This is a genomic window from Pantoea sp. Ft-CA_14, assembly GCF_024520875.1.
In the GTDB taxonomy this organism is placed as follows: Bacteria; Pseudomonadota; Gammaproteobacteria; order Enterobacterales; family Enterobacteriaceae; genus Pantoea; species Pantoea agglomerans.
This window is the reverse complement of sequence record NZ_JALNPM010000007.1, coordinates 217,766-234,334: the sequence shown is the minus strand read 5'-3', so window position 1 is coordinate 234,334 and position 16,569 is coordinate 217,766. Positions and strand designations below refer to the sequence as shown.

General features: G+C 53.7%; 16 protein-coding genes. All 16 read left to right on the top strand.

Annotated features, from left to right (window positions below; genetic code table 11):
- Positions 1–2: 2 nt before the first annotated feature.
- The 16 genes from asnC (at position 3) to pstS (ending at position 16,506) form a co-directional block, all read left to right on the top strand.
- Positions 3–464, top strand: coding sequence for a transcriptional regulator AsnC (gene asnC, locus NR195_RS13230; protein WP_003849496.1), 462 nt, complete (start codon positions 3–5; stop codon positions 462–464).
- A gap of 155 nt (positions 465–619) precedes the next feature.
- Positions 620–1,060: an FMN-binding protein MioC gene (gene mioC, locus NR195_RS13225; RefSeq protein WP_010258855.1), complete on the top strand. Its 441-nt coding sequence runs from the start codon at positions 620–622 to the stop codon at positions 1,058–1,060.
- Between the two features lie 432 nt (positions 1,061–1,492).
- The gene (gene mnmG, locus NR195_RS13220; RefSeq protein ID WP_256844601.1) at positions 1,493–3,382 is read left to right on the top strand and encodes a tRNA uridine-5-carboxymethylaminomethyl(34) synthesis enzyme MnmG; all 1,890 of its coding nucleotides are present in this window, start codon (positions 1,493–1,495) and stop codon (positions 3,380–3,382) included.
- 48 nt (positions 3,383–3,430) lie between these two features.
- On the top strand, positions 3,431–4,048 hold the full coding sequence (gene rsmG, locus NR195_RS13215) for a 16S rRNA (guanine(527)-N(7))-methyltransferase RsmG (RefSeq protein ID WP_010258859.1): 618 nt from the start codon (positions 3,431–3,433) through the stop codon (positions 4,046–4,048).
- Between the two features lie 711 nt (positions 4,049–4,759).
- The gene (gene atpI / locus NR195_RS13210) at positions 4,760–5,140 is read left to right on the top strand and encodes a F0F1 ATP synthase subunit I (RefSeq protein WP_010258861.1); all 381 of its coding nucleotides are present in this window, start codon (positions 4,760–4,762) and stop codon (positions 5,138–5,140) included.
- Between the two features lie 8 nt (positions 5,141–5,148).
- Positions 5,149–5,967, top strand: a complete 819-nt coding sequence (gene atpB, locus NR195_RS13205) for a F0F1 ATP synthase subunit A (protein WP_010258863.1) — start codon at positions 5,149–5,151, stop codon at positions 5,965–5,967.
- 105 nt (positions 5,968–6,072) lie between these two features.
- On the top strand, positions 6,073–6,312 hold the full coding sequence (gene atpE / locus NR195_RS13200) for a F0F1 ATP synthase subunit C (RefSeq protein WP_003849523.1): 240 nt from the start codon (positions 6,073–6,075) through the stop codon (positions 6,310–6,312).
- Between the two features lie 105 nt (positions 6,313–6,417).
- Positions 6,418–6,888 carry a F0F1 ATP synthase subunit B gene (atpF, locus tag NR195_RS13195; RefSeq protein ID WP_003849528.1) on the top strand — a complete coding sequence of 157 codons (471 nt, stop codon included), beginning with the start codon at positions 6,418–6,420 and terminating at the stop codon, positions 6,886–6,888.
- A 14-nt stretch (positions 6,889–6,902) separates the two neighbouring features.
- The gene (gene atpH / locus NR195_RS13190) at positions 6,903–7,436 is read left to right on the top strand and encodes a F0F1 ATP synthase subunit delta (protein ID WP_003849530.1); all 534 of its coding nucleotides are present in this window, start codon (positions 6,903–6,905) and stop codon (positions 7,434–7,436) included.
- Between the two features lie 14 nt (positions 7,437–7,450).
- Positions 7,451–8,992, top strand: coding sequence for a F0F1 ATP synthase subunit alpha (gene atpA, locus NR195_RS13185; RefSeq protein WP_010258868.1), 1,542 nt, complete (start codon positions 7,451–7,453; stop codon positions 8,990–8,992).
- 52 nt (positions 8,993–9,044) lie between these two features.
- Entirely contained in the window at positions 9,045–9,911 is an 867-nt protein-coding gene (gene atpG / locus NR195_RS13180) for a F0F1 ATP synthase subunit gamma (protein WP_010258869.1), read from the top strand.
- Positions 9,912–9,941: 30 nt separating this feature from the next.
- Complete coding sequence (atpD, locus tag NR195_RS13175) at positions 9,942–11,339, top strand: F0F1 ATP synthase subunit beta (RefSeq protein ID WP_010258870.1); 1,398 nt, start codon at positions 9,942–9,944, stop codon at positions 11,337–11,339.
- A 24-nt stretch (positions 11,340–11,363) separates the two neighbouring features.
- Positions 11,364–11,783 (top strand): F0F1 ATP synthase subunit epsilon, encoded by a 420-nt coding sequence (locus NR195_RS13170; RefSeq protein WP_010258871.1) that lies wholly within the window; start codon positions 11,364–11,366, stop codon positions 11,781–11,783.
- Positions 11,784–11,943: 160 nt separating this feature from the next.
- A complete protein-coding gene (gene glmU, locus NR195_RS13165; RefSeq protein ID WP_167430515.1) occupies positions 11,944–13,314 on the top strand; it encodes a bifunctional UDP-N-acetylglucosamine diphosphorylase/glucosamine-1-phosphate N-acetyltransferase GlmU in 1,371 nt (456 codons plus the stop codon).
- Positions 13,315–13,467: 153 nt separating this feature from the next.
- The gene (gene glmS / locus NR195_RS13160) at positions 13,468–15,297 is read left to right on the top strand and encodes a glutamine--fructose-6-phosphate transaminase (isomerizing) (RefSeq protein ID WP_010672188.1); all 1,830 of its coding nucleotides are present in this window, start codon (positions 13,468–13,470) and stop codon (positions 15,295–15,297) included.
- Positions 15,298–15,462: 165 nt separating this feature from the next.
- The gene (pstS, locus tag NR195_RS13155; protein ID WP_010258875.1) at positions 15,463–16,506 is read left to right on the top strand and encodes a phosphate ABC transporter substrate-binding protein PstS; all 1,044 of its coding nucleotides are present in this window, start codon (positions 15,463–15,465) and stop codon (positions 16,504–16,506) included.
- The last annotated feature ends 63 nt before the right edge of the window (positions 16,507–16,569 follow it).

Below are 16,569 nucleotides of genomic sequence, written 5' to 3'. Positions count from 1 at the left end.
CCATGGCCGAACATCTGCAGCTCGATAACCTGGATCGCGGCATTCTGAATGCCCTGCTCGACAATGCGCGCACTGCTTACGCCGAGCTGGCAAAACAGTTTAACGTCAGCCCCGGCACCATTCATGTCCGCGTGGAGAAGATGAAGCAGGCGGGCATTATCCTGGGCACCCGGGTTGATATCGATCCGCGCCAGCTGGGGTTTGATGTCTGCTGTTTTATCGGCATCATCCTTAAGAGCGCGCGTGACTATCCGGCGGCGCTGAGCAAACTGGATGCGCTGGATGAAGTGGTTGAAGCCTGGTACACCACCGGCCACTACAGCATCTTTATTAAGGTGATGTGCCGATCCATTGATGCCCTGCAACAGGTGCTGATCAACAAGATCCAGACCATAGATGAAATTCAGTCGACGGAAACGCTGATCTCGCTGCAAAACCCGATCATGCGCACTATCAAGCCCTGATCCTTCTCCGCCTTGTGCATAATCTTATCCCTGACGAATGTGGCGGCTGGCAACGGCTGCGTTCGCTTCTCTTAATCTATTAACCCTGTTGTCCACAGGTGGATCACCGCTTGATCACAGCGTACAATGCTCGCCTTAATGTCCGGGAGAGCAAGATGGCCGATATCACCTTAATCAGTGGCAGTACTCTGGGTAGCGCAGAGTATGTGGCTGAACATCTGGAAGAAAAATTACAGGAAGCGGGCTTCTCAACGCAGATGCTGCATGGCCCGGAGCTGGATGAAGTGCCACATGAGGGTATCTGGCTGGTGGTCTGTTCAACTCACGGTGCAGGCGATATTCCCGATAACCTGCTGCCGCTGTTCGAAGCCATCACGGAAAGCCAGCCCGATCTCTCGCAGGTCCGGTTTGGTGCCATCGGACTCGGCAATCATGAATATGATCTCTTTTGTGGCGCGATCCGCCAGATTGAAGCCCTGTTAATTGCTCAGGGGGCCCGCCAGATCGGCGATCGTCTGGAGATTGATGTGCTGGAGCATGAGATCCCAGAAGATCCCGCGGAAGCCTGGCTGGAAAGCTGGAAAAAGGCGATCTGAAGGGGGCTGGGGATCGCGAAATAGTGACGATCCTCAGTGGAACATGCTGATTTTATCCTTTTCCGCTCGTTTATTTTGTGGATAACTACCCTCTTTTACTGCGTATAACCGGTAGTTATCCAAAGAACAACCGTAGAATGAATTTTGAGCTGTGGATAACATGCCATTTTGATCCCAGCTTATACGGATCAGGATCACCGATCACTAACAGGTAGTGATCCTCTTCATCCTGTTGTTTCTGCTGTGCTTCTGGCACATATCCACAGAAAAGCGGGATCCTAATAAGAGATCTAACAGAAAGATCATATACAGATCTAAGATCCTTTCTTTTAAAACCGGACGATCCCGCGGCTTTCACCCCAGACGGAATTTGAGTAGAATCCACGCCCCAGGACGACGATCCTGCAAGTTCATCAACCGAGGTACCACTTCATGTTTTATCAGGATCCTTTTGACGTCATCGTAATTGGTGGTGGTCATGCGGGCACCGAAGCCGCAATGGCGGCAGCCCGAATGGGTCAGCAAACCCTGTTACTCACCCATAACATTGATACGCTTGGACAAATGTCCTGTAACCCGGCGATTGGTGGGATTGGCAAAGGACATTTGGTGAAGGAAGTGGATGCCCTGGGTGGTCTGATGGCCAGTGCGATTGACCAGGCGGGTATCCAGTTTAGGATACTAAACGCCAGCAAAGGTCCGGCAGTGCGGGCAACCCGTGCTCAGGCGGATCGCGTGCTCTATCGCCAGGCAGTGCGTACGGCACTGGAGAACCAGCCCAATCTGATGATCTTCCAGCAGGCGGTCGACGATCTTATCGTGGAAAACGATCGTGTGGTGGGTGCAGTCACCCAGATGGGACTGAAGTTCCGCGCGAAAACAGTCGTCCTCACCGTTGGCACTTTCCTTGACGGCAAAATTCATATCGGTCTGGATAATTACAGTGGCGGTCGCGCAGGTGATCCCCCGTCCATTCCGCTGGCAAAACGACTGCGTGCGCTGCCGCTGCGGGTAGACCGCCTCAAGACTGGTACGCCACCGCGTATCGATGCGCGCACCATCGATTTTTCAGTGCTCAGCCCGCAGCACGGCGATAACCCGATGCCGGTTTTCTCGTTTATGGGCAATGCGTCTCAGCATCCGCAGCAGGTACCGTGCTGGATCACTCACACCAATGAGAAAACCCATGAGGTGATCCGCAATAATCTGGATCGCAGCCCGATGTATGCCGGGATCATCGAGGGGATCGGTCCACGCTACTGCCCGTCTATCGAAGACAAAGTGATGCGCTTTGCCGATCGTAACTCGCATCAGATCTTCCTGGAGCCGGAAGGGCTGACCAGCAATGAGATCTACCCGAATGGCATCTCAACCAGTCTGCCATTTGATGTGCAGATTCAGATCGTTCGCTCCATGCAGGGCATGGAGAATGCGAAGATCGTGCGTCCGGGCTATGCCATCGAGTATGACTTCTTCGATCCACGCGATCTCAAACTGACGCTGGAGAGCAAATTTATTCACGGCCTGTTCTTTGCCGGCCAGATCAACGGCACAACCGGCTACGAAGAAGCCGCTGCACAGGGGATGCTGGCGGGGCTGAACGCCGCCCGTCAGTCTGCGGACAAAGAGGGCTGGGCACCACGTCGTGACCAGGCTTATCTGGGCGTACTGGTTGATGACCTCTGCACGCTCGGTACCAAAGAGCCGTACCGGATGTTTACCTCCCGTGCTGAATATCGTCTGATGCTGCGCGAAGACAATGCCGATCTGCGTCTGACCGAAACCGGTCGTGAACTGGGTATGGTGGATGATGCGCGCTGGGCGCGTTTCAATCAGAAGCTGGAAGCGATTGAACAGGAGCGTCAGCGCCTGCGCGATATCTGGGTCCATCCGAAGTCAGAGCACGTGACGGAAGTGAATACGGTACTCAGCGCGCCGCTGACTAAAGAAGCGAGCGGCGAAGATCTGCTGCGCCGTCCTGAGCTTACCTATCTGAAGCTGATGACGCTGGATGCCTTTGGTCCGGCACTGGCTGATGAGCAGGCCGCTGAGCAGGTTGAGATTCAGGTCAAATATGAAGGTTATATCGCGCGTCAGCAGGAAGAGATCGATCGCCAGCTGCGTAACGAGAACACGCTGTTACCGGTGGAGCTCGACTATCGCCAGGTAAACGGCCTCTCAAATGAAGTGATCGCCAAGCTGAACGATCACAAACCGAGTTCGATTGGTCAGGCGACGCGTATCTCCGGTATTACGCCGGCGGCCATCTCAATTCTGCTTATCTATCTGAAAAAACAGGGTCTGCTGCGTAAAAGCGCCTGATCTGAAAACGGGGCGAGGAGACTCGCCCCCGCTGAATGGACTTATGCTGTGATCAACACACTCACGTCGCTGCTACAGGCAGCCGGTATTTCCCTCTCCGATCAACAAAAACAGCAGCTGGTTGCCTATGTCGGCCTGCTGGATAAGTGGAACAAAGCCTACAATCTGACATCAGTGCGCGATCCGCAGCAGATGCTGGTACGCCATATCCTCGACAGCATCGTGGTGGCGCCGCATCTGCAAGGCTCACGTTTCATTGATGTGGGAACCGGACCAGGACTGCCTGGCATTCCGCTGGCTATCGTGATGCCTGATGCGCACTTTACGTTGCTCGACAGCCTGGGCAAGCGGGTGCGTTTCCTGCGTCAGGTTCAGCATGAGTTAGGACTCACTAACATTACTCCGGTGCAGAGCCGGGTTGAGGCGTTCCCGGCTGAGCCGCCCTTTGATGGCGTGATCAGTCGTGCATTTGCCTCGCTGACCGACATGGTGAACTGGTGTCATCATCTGCCGGGAAGAGAAGGGCGCTTCTTCGCGCTGAAAGGCGTGCGTCCGGACGATGAAATTGCGGAGTTACCGGCAGGCTACGTCTCTGATGCTGTGATTAAGTTGCAGGTACCGCAGCTGGAAGGTGATCGCCACCTGGTCATTCTTCGTCACCAATAGGCTTTCGACTGGCAGAGATTTAGCGTTTATCTGCCAGTGATTTTCGTCAGTTCCGGGATGAAAAAAGTGCAGATGATGCGCTATCAATAAAAGATTTTGATTAAGCCCTGGCTGACCGAAGGTTAAAACGCTGACGGAAATTATCCGAAAAGCTCTGTTACATTTAACGTTTAATTCACATTCAGTTATCAGAAATATCACTTGTATAGGCGGGTCGCTGAATAAAAGTAGTCACGGCAGAAAATATATCGCGGTAATAACTTTGCGTGCGTAATATCAATTACACGATTCTTAAGCACAGTTCGATGTCAATAGCGTGTTTTCTGTGAAAATAGTCTTGCAGATGCATTTTTATAATTTCAATACTTTGATTTTATTGATTTAATTTGTAATACAGATTGTTCTTAAATAGCGCGAAGATAAAACTCAGTGTAGTGAAAGTGCTTATTATGTGATCTAAAGCACGCTTTAAAAGCAAGTTGCGAGAGAATTTTCAGTCAGATTAGGGTGAATCTCTGCAGGGTAATCTTTGGAAAAATAGCCCTCCGGAAAGAAATTTAAATAATTGTTCACCTTTTCGCTACTTACCGATTGAAATCGCAGGTGCGGCCCGTATAATTTGCACGGCTTTTGCTGCTTGACTCAACTGCGCAAAGGCAGTCTTATACGACACGCGACATACCCCTAACGGGGCAGGAGAGTATCAGCGTCATGTCAGTGTCTCTTTACAGTGTAAAATACGCCCGAACGGTGCTGATGATTCAGCTGGTGACGATAGTCATCATCGGTGCACTCTTTGCTCTTAAAGATGTCATCTGGGGTCTCTCTGCTCTTGCTGGCGGTGCGGCAGCCTGGCTGCCAAACGTATTGTTTTTGTTTTTAGCCTGGCGCCTGCAGGGGCAAACCCCAGCTTCGGGGCGAGTCGCGTGGAGCTTCGCTTTGGGTGAAATAGCCAAAGTGTTTGCGACCATCATTTTGCTCATTGTGGCGTTGGGTCTATTCGGAGCGGTTTTCTGGCCGGTCGGAATAACCTGGTTATCGGTGCTGGTGGTACAAATGCTGGCACCGGCGGTAATTAACAACAAAGGGTAAGAGGCATCATGGCTGCAGGAGAAATCTCTACTCCGCAAGAGTACATTGGTCACCACCTGACTCATCTTCAGTTGGACCTGCGTACCTTCGAGATAGTGAATCCGCACGACGCTCCCGCGACGTTCTGGGTATTAAATATCGATTCCATGTTTTTCTCTATGGTGCTGGGAATCATCTTCCTGGTGTTGTTCCGTAGCGTGGCAAAATCTGCCACCAGCGGTGTGCCAGGGAAAATGCAGGCGGCTATCGAACTGGTTGTCGGTTTCGTCGATAGTAACGTGCGCGACATGTATCACGGTAAGAGCAAACTTATCGCCCCGCTGGCTCTGACAATCTTTGTCTGGGTCTTCCTGATGAACTTCATGGATCTGCTGCCAATCGACTTGCTGCCATATATTGGCGAGCACGTATTGGGGTTACCGGCGCTGCGCGTCGTACCGTCTGCAGACGTGAACATCACGCTATCTATGGCGTTGGGCGTATTTATTTTGATTCTGTTCTACAGCATCAAAATGAAAGGCATTGGCGGCTTCACTAAAGAGCTGACGCTGCAGCCTTTTAACCACCCGATCTTCATCCCGATCAACCTGATTCTGGAAGGTGTGAGCCTGCTGTCTAAGCCTGTATCACTGGGTTTACGACTGTTCGGTAACATGTATGCGGGTGAACTGATCTTTATCCTTATTGCCGGTCTGTTGCCGTGGTGGTCGCAGTGGGTGCTGAATGTGCCGTGGGCCATTTTCCACATCCTGATCATTTCGCTACAGGCTTTCATTTTCATGGTCCTCACGATTGTCTATCTGTCGATGGCATCTGAAGAACATTGATTTTTTTCTCAACACTACTTTCCCTCTTGATTTCGGGTTGCAGCGCACACCGCTGAAGCCCGGAAGATGAAGGGAGCATTTAACTGAAACAAACTGGAGACTGTCATGGAAAACCTGAATATGGATCTGCTGTACATGGCTGCCGCTGTGATGATGGGCCTGGCGGCAATCGGTGCTGCGATCGGTATCGGCATCCTCGGAGGAAAATTCCTGGAAGGCGCTGCTCGTCAGCCTGACCTGATTCCTCTGCTGCGTACGCAGTTCTTTGTTGTAATGGGTCTGGTGGATGCAATCCCGATGATCGCTGTTGGTCTGGGTCTGTACGTGATGTTTGCTGTCGCCTAAAGCCCTGTGTTCACTCAGCGCACAATGTGCAAGGGTGAACGGATTCTGCCGCTTATCGTTGATAACGGCAGAAAAGTTAAATACTCAATCTAGAGGCATTGTGCTGTGAACATTAATGCAACAATCCTCGGCCAGGCTATCGCGTTCATCCTGTTTGTCGCGTTCTGCATGAAGTACGTATGGCCGCCGCTCATGGCTGCTATCGAAAAGCGCCAGAAAGAAATTGCTGAAGGCCTTGCTTCTGCTGAACGTGCAAAGAAAGATTTGGATCTCGCGCAGGCTAATGCGACCGACCAGCTGAAAAAAGCCAAAGAAGACGCTCAGGTCATTATCGAGCAAGCGAACAAGCGTCGCGCGCAGATTCTGGACGAAGCCAAAACCGAAGCTGAAAACGAACGTAATCGCATCGTGACACAAGCGCAGGCTGAAATTGACGCTGAACGCAAACGTGCGCGTGAAGAACTGCGTAAGCAGGTCGCGTTGCTGGCTATGGCTGGCGCCGAGAAGATCATCGAACGCTCCGTGGATGAAGCTGCTAACAGCGACATCGTTGATAAACTGGTCGCTGAACTGTAAGGAGGGAGGGGCTGATGTCTGATCTGATTACTGTAGCTCGCCCCTACGCCAAAGCAGCTTTTGACTTTGCTGTTGAGCATCAAAGTATTGAACGCTGGCAACAGATGCTGGCGTTTGCCGCAGAAGTGGCTCGCAATGAACAGATGGCTGATCTTCTCTCAGGTGCATTAGCACCCGAAGCGCTGGCAGCGTCGTTTAACGCAGTCTGTGGTGATCAACTGGATGAACCCGCGCAGAACCTGATTAAGGTGATGGCGGAAAACGGACGTTTGACAGCGCTTCCGGCTGTACTGGCCCAATACATCGAACTGCGTGACGCTCATGAAGCCACCGCTGAAGTTGATGTTATCTCCGCCAGTACGCTGAGTGACGACCAGCTGAATAAAATCAGCGCCGCGATGGAAAAACGTCTGTCACGCAAAGTTAAGCTGAATTGCAAAATTGATAAGTCTGTGATGGCAGGCGTGATCATCCGTTCGGGTGATCTGGTTATTGATGGCAGCGTACGCGGCCGTCTTGACCGTCTGGCTGACGTCTTGCAGTCTTAAGGGGACTGGAGCATATGCAACTGAATTCCACCGAAATCAGCGAACTGATCAAGCAGCGCATTGCTCAGTTCAATGTCGTGAGTGAAGCTCACAACGAAGGTACGATTGTTTCTGTAAGTGACGGTATCATCCGCGTACACGGCCTGGCCGATGTCATGCAGGGTGAGATGATTGCCCTGCCGGGCAACCGTTACGCTATCGCCCTGAACCTCGAGCGTGACTCGGTTGGTGCAGTGGTGATGGGCCCTTACGCTGACCTCGCCGAAGGCATGAAGGTTAAGTGTACTGGCCGTATTCTTGAAGTACCGGTAGGCCGTGGCCTGCTGGGCCGCGTAGTGAACACCCTGGGTGCTCCTATCGACGGTAAAGGCGCAATCGACAACGACGGTTTCTCACCGGTTGAAGTCATTGCACCTGGCGTTATCGATCGTCAGTCAGTCGACCAGCCGGTTCAGACCGGTTATAAGTCGGTCGATGCGATGATTCCAATCGGCCGTGGCCAGCGTGAGCTGATCATCGGTGACCGTCAGACCGGTAAAACCGCAATGGCGATCGATGCGATCATCAACCAGCGCGACTCAGGCATCAAGTGTGTCTACGTTGCGATTGGTCAGAAAGCCTCAACCATCTCTAACGTGGTTCGTAAGCTGGAAGAGCATGGCGCACTGCAGAACACCATCGTTGTTGTGGCGTCTGCTTCTGAATCTGCTGCACTGCAGTATCTCTCTCCGTACGCAGGCTGTGCGATGGGCGAATACTTCCGTGACCGCGGTGAAGATGCGCTGATCGTATACGATGACCTTTCTAAGCAGGCTGTCGCGTACCGTCAGATTTCTCTGCTGCTGCGTCGTCCACCAGGTCGTGAAGCATTCCCTGGCGACGTGTTCTATCTCCACTCCCGTCTGCTGGAACGTGCATCACGCGTAAGCGCTGATTATGTAGAGCGTTTCACCAATGGCGCAGTGACAGGTAAAACCGGTTCACTGACCGCGCTGCCGATCATCGAAACCCAGGCGGGCGACGTTTCTGCGTTCGTTCCGACCAACGTAATCTCGATTACTGATGGTCAGATCTTCCTGGAATCGAACCTGTTCAACTCCGGTATTCGTCCGGCCGTTAACCCAGGTATTTCGGTATCCCGCGTAGGTGGTGCTGCACAGACCAAGATCATCAAGAAACTGTCCGGTGGTATCCGTACCGCGCTGGCACAGTATCGTGAACTGGCGGCATTCTCGCAGTTCGCCTCTGATCTGGATGATGCAACCCGCAAACAGCTGAGCCACGGTCAGAAAGTGACCGAGCTGCTGAAGCAGAAACAGTATGCGCCGATGTCTGTCGCACAGCAGGGTCTGGTTCTGTTCGCTGCAGAGCGTGGCTATCTGAACGACGTTGAACTGGCAAAAATTGGCAGCTTCGAAGCTGCACTGCTGGCCTTCGCCGATCGCGACCACGCTGAGCTGATGGCTGAAATCAACCAGTCGGGCAACTTTAATAACGATATCGAAGCCAAGCTGAAAGGCCTGGTCGAGACGTTTAAAGCAACCCAGTCCTGGTAATGTCTGGCGGCTTGTCTGAAAAGGCAGGCCGCAAGGCTTTGAGGAGAAGCTAATGGCCGGCGCAAAAGAGATACGAAGCAAGATTGGAAGCGTGAAAAACACGCAGAAGATCACCAAAGCGATGGAAATGGTCGCCGCCTCCAAGATGCGTAAAACGCAGGAACGCATGGCGGCCAGCCGTCCGTATGCAGAAACCATGCGCAAAGTGATTGGTCACCTTGCGTTGGGTAATCTGGAATACAAGCACCCTTACCTGGAAGAGCGCGACGTGAAGCGCGTCGGCTACCTGGTCGTTTCAACTGACCGCGGGCTTTGTGGTGGTTTGAACATTAACCTGTTCAAAAAGTTACTGGCGGATATGAAGTCCTGGTCCGATAAAGGCGTGCAGAGCGATCTGTCGATTATCGGTTCAAAAGGGGCGTCATTCTTTAATGCTGTGGGTGGCAACATTGTGGCGCAAGTCAGTGGCATGGGCGATAAACCTACCCTGTCTGACCTGATTGGCCCGGTAAAAGTGATGTTGCAGGCTTATGATGAAGGCCGCATCGACAAGCTGATGATCGTCAATAACAAATTCAATAACACCATGTCTCAGACTCCGACCATCACCCAACTGCTGCCGTTACCGCCAGCGGAAGGTGAAGAAGAGATGAAGGCGAAGACCTGGGATTACCTGTATGAACCCGATCCGAAAGCGCTGCTGGATACCCTGCTGCGTCGTTATGTCGAATCGCAGGTTTATCAGGGTGTGGTGGAAAATCTGGCCAGTGAGCAGGCCGCACGTATGGTAGCGATGAAAGCCGCAACCGATAACGGCGGAAATCTGATCAAAGAGCTGCAGTTGGTGTACAACAAAGCTCGTCAGGCCAGCATCACCCAGGAACTTACCGAGATTGTCGGTGGAGCCTCCGCGGTTTAACCAGGTTTGGAATTAGGTAGAGGATTCAAGATGGCAACTGGAAAGATTGTCCAGATTATCGGCGCCGTTGTTGACGTCGAATTCCCTCAGGACGCGGTACCGCAAGTGTACAGCGCCCTCGAGGTTATGAATGGTGATGCGCGTCTGGTGCTGGAAGTTCAGCAGCAGCTCGGCGGCGGCGTAGTACGTACCATCGCAATGGGTACGTCTGACGGCCTGAAGCGTGGTCTGAGCGTCAACGACCTGCAGAAACCGATTCAGGTACCCGTCGGTAAAGCGACCCTGGGCCGTATCATGAACGTTCTCGGCGAGCCAATCGATATGAAAGGCGAGCTGAAAGAAGAAGATGGCAGCGCAGTAGAGATCGCCTCTATTCACCGCGCAGCCCCTTCTTATGAAGATCAGTCTAACTCGCAGGAACTGCTGGAAACCGGCATCAAGGTTATCGACCTGATGTGTCCGTTTGCTAAAGGCGGTAAAGTCGGTCTGTTCGGTGGTGCGGGTGTAGGTAAAACCGTCAACATGATGGAACTGATCCGTAACATCGCGGCTGAACACTCAGGTTACTCAGTGTTTGCCGGTGTGGGTGAGCGTACTCGTGAGGGTAACGACTTCTACCACGAAATGACTGACTCTAACGTTATCGATAAAGTTGCACTGGTCTATGGCCAGATGAACGAGCCGCCGGGTAACCGTCTGCGCGTAGCACTGACCGGTCTGACCATGGCGGAAAAATTCCGTGATGAAGGTCGCGACGTTCTGCTGTTCATCGATAACATCTACCGTTATACCCTGGCCGGTACAGAAGTTTCTGCACTGCTGGGTCGTATGCCATCTGCGGTAGGTTACCAGCCAACGCTGGCAGAAGAGATGGGTGTGTTGCAGGAGCGTATTACCTCCACCAAGACCGGTTCAATCACCTCCGTACAGGCCGTTTACGTCCCTGCGGATGACCTGACTGACCCGTCACCAGCAACTACCTTTGCGCACTTAGACTCAACGGTAACGCTGAGCCGTCAGATCGCCTCTCTGGGTATCTACCCGGCCGTTGACCCGCTGGACTCTACCAGCCGTCAGCTGGATCCGCTGGTTGTCGGTCAGGAGCACTATGATGTTGCACGTGGCGTTCAGTCACTGCTGCAGCGTTATCAGGAACTGAAAGACATCATCGCCATCCTCGGTATGGATGAGCTGTCTGAAGAAGACAAACTGCTGGTGGCACGTGCGCGTAAGATTCAGCGCTTCCTGTCTCAGCCGTTCTTCGTTGCAGAAGTATTCACCGGTTCACCGGGCAAATACGTGACGCTGAAAGACACTATCCGTGGCTTTAAAGGCATCATGGAAGGTGAGTTTGACCACCTGCCAGAGCAGGCCTTCTACATGGTTGGCGCCATCGAAGAAGCCGTGGAAAAAGCGAAGAAACTGTAATAACGGTTTCCCGGGAGGAAGATTATGGCTATGACTTATCACCTGGATGTGGTCAGCGCAGAGGAGCAGTTGTTCTCTGGTCTGGTACAGAAAATTCAGGTGTCAGGTAGCGAAGGTGAACTGGGGATTTTCCCTGGCCATGCGCCGCTGCTGACTGCCATTAAGCCTGGAATGATCCGTATCGTGAAACAGCACGGCGAAGAGGAGTTTATCTACCTCTCTGGCGGCGTGCTGGAAGTGCAACCGGGCAGCAGCACCGTTCTGGCCGATACCGCTATCCGCGGTACCGATCTGGACGAAGCGCGCGCTCTGGAAGCAAAACGCAAAGCAGAAGACCATATGAACAGCAGCCACGGCGACGTGGACTATGCTCAGGCCTCTGCCGAGCTGGCGAAAGCCATTGCTAAACTGCGCGTGATCGAACTGACCAAAAAAGCGATGTAATCCAGCTTTATGCGTCATGAAATGCCAGCCCTCGGGCTGGCATTTTTTTTGTCTGCTGCGCCTGATCTGCCTTTCCGCCTAATTTCGGCCTGAGAAAAATGTAGTAATCTCAATCCCAAACCGTTTTACTTTCACCCGTAAAAATTCACTCAGGATAGTTATGTCTAACAGTGCGATGAGTGTGGTGATCCTTGCTGCTGGCAAGGGCACCCGTATGTATTCCGATCTGCCTAAAGTTCTGCATACGCTGGCAGGCAAACCCATGGTTCAGCATGTGATTGACGCGGCTAAAGGGCTGGGCGCACAGCAGGTTCATCTGGTTTATGGTCACGGCGGCGATCGCCTGAAGGCGACCCTCACTGACAGCTCGCTCAACTGGGTACTGCAGGCCGAGCAGCTCGGCACTGGCCATGCGATGCAGCAGGCAGCGCCTGCATTCGCGGATGATGAAGATATCATGATGCTTTACGGTGATGTGCCGCTGATCTCTCAGGCGACACTACAGCGGCTGCGCGAAGCCAAACCGCAGGGCGGCATTGGCTTACTTACCGTGGTACTGGACGACCCAACCGGCTATGGCCGCATTGTGCGTGAGAACGACACCATCACCGGCATTATCGAACAGAAAGATGCCAGCCCGGCGCAGCTCACCATTAAAGAGATCAACACCGGCATTCTGATCGCCAACGGCGGCGATTTAAAACGCTGGCTGGCGCAGCTCACCAACAATAATGCGCAGGGTGAGTATTACATCACCGATATTATCGCGCTGGCGCATCAGGAAGGTCGGGTGATCAACGCGGTTCATCCGGCACGCATCAGTGAAACCGATGGCGTCAACAACCGGCTGCAGCTGGCGACATTAGAGCGCACTTACCAGGCTGAACAGGCGGAAAAGCTGCTGCTGGCTGGCGTGATGCTACGCGATCCGGCCCGTTTTGACCTGCGCGGGACGCTGACGCACGGGCGGGATGTTGAAATTGACACCAACGTCATTATTGAAGGCCAGGTCACGCTGGGCGCACGCGTCAGAATCGGCGCGGGCTGCATTATCAAAAACAGCGTGATTGGCGATGACTGTGAAATCAGCCCCTATTCGGTGATCGAGGATGCGAATCTCGCCACTGCCTGCACCGTCGGACCTTTTGCCCGTCTGCGTCCTGGCAGCGAACTGGCCGATGCCGCCCACGTGGGCAACTTCGTCGAAATGAAGAAAGCGCGTCTGGGCAGAGGATCGAAAGCGGGGCACCTCTCCTATCTCGGTGATGCGGAGATTGGCGACAACGTAAATATCGGTGCAGGCACCATTACCTGCAACTACGACGGTGCGAACAAATTCAAAACCGTAATTGGCGATGATGTGTTTGTGGGCTCAGATACCCAGCTGGTGGCGCCGGTCAGCATCGCGGCAGGGACCACCATTGCGGCGGGCAGCACCATTATGAAAGATGTGACCCAGGCCGGTCTGGTCTATAACCGTAAAGAGCAGAATCACAAAGCGGACTGGCAGCGTCCGGTGAAGAAAAAATAAATTTTAACGGCCCGCTTTAATGCGGGCCGATGCAGTGCAGTGCCAAAACTATAATCCCCACTATCTACAAGGCTCGGGGAACCGGCAAAGCCGGATATCAGGTCGCATGACAACATAAGTGGCGAAAAGCCATGTAGTCAGGAAAACATCATTATGTGTGGAATTGTTGGTGCAGTAGCGCAACGTGATATCGCAGAGATTCTGCTGGAAGGTCTGCGTCGTCTTGAATATCGCGGATATGATTCGGCCGGTCTGGCCGTGGTCGATCGTCAGGGGCACGTCACGCGCCTGCGGCGTTTAGGAAAAGTGCAGAAACTGGCGGAAGCCGCTGAGCAGCAACCGCTGATTGGTGGAACCGGCATCGCGCACACGCGCTGGGCAACCCATGGCGAGCCGTCGGAAGCGAACGCGCATCCGCACGTCTCAGAGCACATCATCATCGTGCACAACGGCATCATTGAAAATCATGAGCCATTGCGCGCTGAACTGATCGCGCGCGGTTATGTGTTTGCCTCTGAAACGGACACCGAAGTGGTGGCGCATCTGGTTCACTGGGAGCAGAAGCAGGGCGGTTCGCTGCGTGAAGTGGTGCTGCGTGTGATTCCGCAGCTGCGCGGTGCCTATGGCATGGTGATCATGGACAGCCGCGATCCGTCACTGCTGGTGGCGGCCCGTTCCGGCAGCCCGCTGGTGATTGGTCGTGGCATGGGCGAAAACTTTATCGCCTCGGATCAGCTGGCCCTGCTGCCAGTGACCCGTCGGTTTATCTATCTGGAAGAGGGTGATATCGCCGAGATCAGCCGTCGCGATGTCACGGTGATCGACCGTGAAGGCAACACCGTGACCCGTGCCGAGATCGAGTCGAACCTGCAATATGACGCCGGTGACAAAGGCATTTACCGTCACTACATGCAGAAAGAGATCTACGAACAGCCCATGGCGCTAAAAAGCACCCTGAGCGGTCGGTTCAGCCAGGGTCAGGTTGATCTCAGCGAACTGGGCGCGGGCGCAGAAGCGCTGCTGAGCCAGGTTGAGCATATCCAGATTATCGCCTGTGGCACCTCCTACAACTCCGGCATGGTGTCACGCTACTGGTTTGAGTCGCTGGCAAACCTGCCCTGTGATGTCGAGATTGCCTCGGAGTTCCGCTACCGCAAATCAGCTGTTCGCAAAAACAGCCTGCTGATCACCCTGTCGCAGTCGGGTGAAACGGCAGATACCCTGGCGGCGCTGCGTCTCTCTAAAGAGCTGGGCTACCTGGGCTCGCTGGCGGTCTGTAACGTGGCCGGTTCGTCACTGGTGCGGGAATCTGACCTGGCGCTGATGACCAAAGCGGGCACCGAAATCGGCGTCGCCTCTACCAAAGCGTTCACCACCCAGTTAGCGGTGCTGCTGATGCTGGTGGCGAAACTGGGTCGTCTGAAAGGGATGTCAGCCGAGACTGAGCATGAGATCGTTCATGCACTGCAGGCATTGCCGAACCGGATTGAGCAGATGCTGGCGCAGGATAAGCTGATTGAAAATCTGGCAGAAGGCTTCTCTGACAAGCATCACGCGCTGTTCCTGGGGCGTGGCGATCAATATCCGATTGCCATGGAAGGGGCGCTGAAGCTCAAGGAGATCTCCTACATTCATGCGGAAGCCTATGCCGCAGGCGAGCTGAAACATGGCCCGCTGGCGCTGATTGATGCGGACATGCCGGTGATCGTGGTGGCACCTAACAACGAACTGCTGGAGAAGCTCAAATCCAACATCGAAGAGGTACGCGCACGCGGTGGACTGCTCTATGTCTTTGCCGATCAGGATGCGGGCTTCAGCGACAGTGACGGCATGAAGATCATCCCGTTGCCGCATGTCGAAGAGGTCATTGCGCCCATCTTCTACACGGTGCCGCTACAGTTACTCTCCTATCACGTCGCCCTGATCAAAGGGACCGACGTCGATCAGCCACGTAACCTGGCAAAATCGGTTACTGTGGAATAACCGGGTGGGCCCCGTCGCGGGCCCACTTTGCTCTGGCCCTCTGTCATATAACTGTCATATTTCGTACATTTCACTGTCATCAAACTGTCCTATTTTCCCTCCTGCAGCAATCACAGATTCTTACTAAAACGGCCCCAAGCCTGACTTTTCTCCCCTGGAGGGAATATGACACTGATGCGTAGCACCGTAGCCCGAATCCTCGCCACCACCTTCGCCGTAAGCGCGGTATCTGCTTTTGCGGCAACCGATCTCACTGGCGCAGGCGGGACGTTCCCGGCGCCGGTTTATGCCAAGTGGGCAGCAGAATATCAAAAAGCCACCGGTAGCAAAGTTAACTACCAGGGTATCGGTTCATCTGGCGGCGTGAAACAGATCATCGCTAAAACCGTCGATTTCGGTGCGTCCGATGCGCCAATGAAAGATGAAGATCTGCAGAAAAATGGCCTGTTCCAGTTCCCTACCGTGATCGGTGGCGTAGTACTGGCGGTTAACCTGCCGGGTATCAAGTCAGGTCAGCTGACGCTGGATGGCAAAACCGTCGGTGATATCTACCTCGGCACCATCAAAAAGTGGAACGACCCGGCGATTGCCAAACTTAACCCAGGCGTGAAACTGCCAGAGACCAACATCAACGTGGTACGTCGCGCTGACGGTTCAGGCACCTCGTTCGTCTTCACCAGCTATCTGGCGAAAGTGAACCCGGACTGGAACAGCAAAATTGGTAAAGGTAACACCGTCAACTGGCCGGTCGGTCTGGGCGGCAAAGGCAACGACGGCGTCGCCGCGTTTGTTCAGCGTCTGCCGGGTTCAATCGGCTACGTGGAGTACGCCTACGCCAAACAGAATAACCTGACCTACACCAAACTCATCGATGCCGATGGCAAAGCGGTCGCCCCAAGCGAAACCAGCTTCAGTAATGCCGCGAAAGGTGCTGACTGGAGCAAATCGTTCGCGCAGGATCTGACCTTCCAGAAGGGCGCTGATGCCTGGCCAATCTCGTCAACCACCTTTATTCTGATCTACAAGGATCAGGCTAATGCGGCCAAAGGCGCTGAAGTACTGAAATTCTTCGACTGGGCTTACAAAAGCGGCAGCAAAACCGCCACAGCGCTGGATTATGCTGCGCTGCCAGAGAGCGTGACTGAACAGATTCGCGCCGCCTGGAAAGCCAACATCAAAGACAGTTCTGGTAAAGCGCTTTATCAGTAATTGACCGACCCTGACCGGACAGCAGTCCGGTCAGACTCAACGGGCGGCGTCATGCCGTCCTGA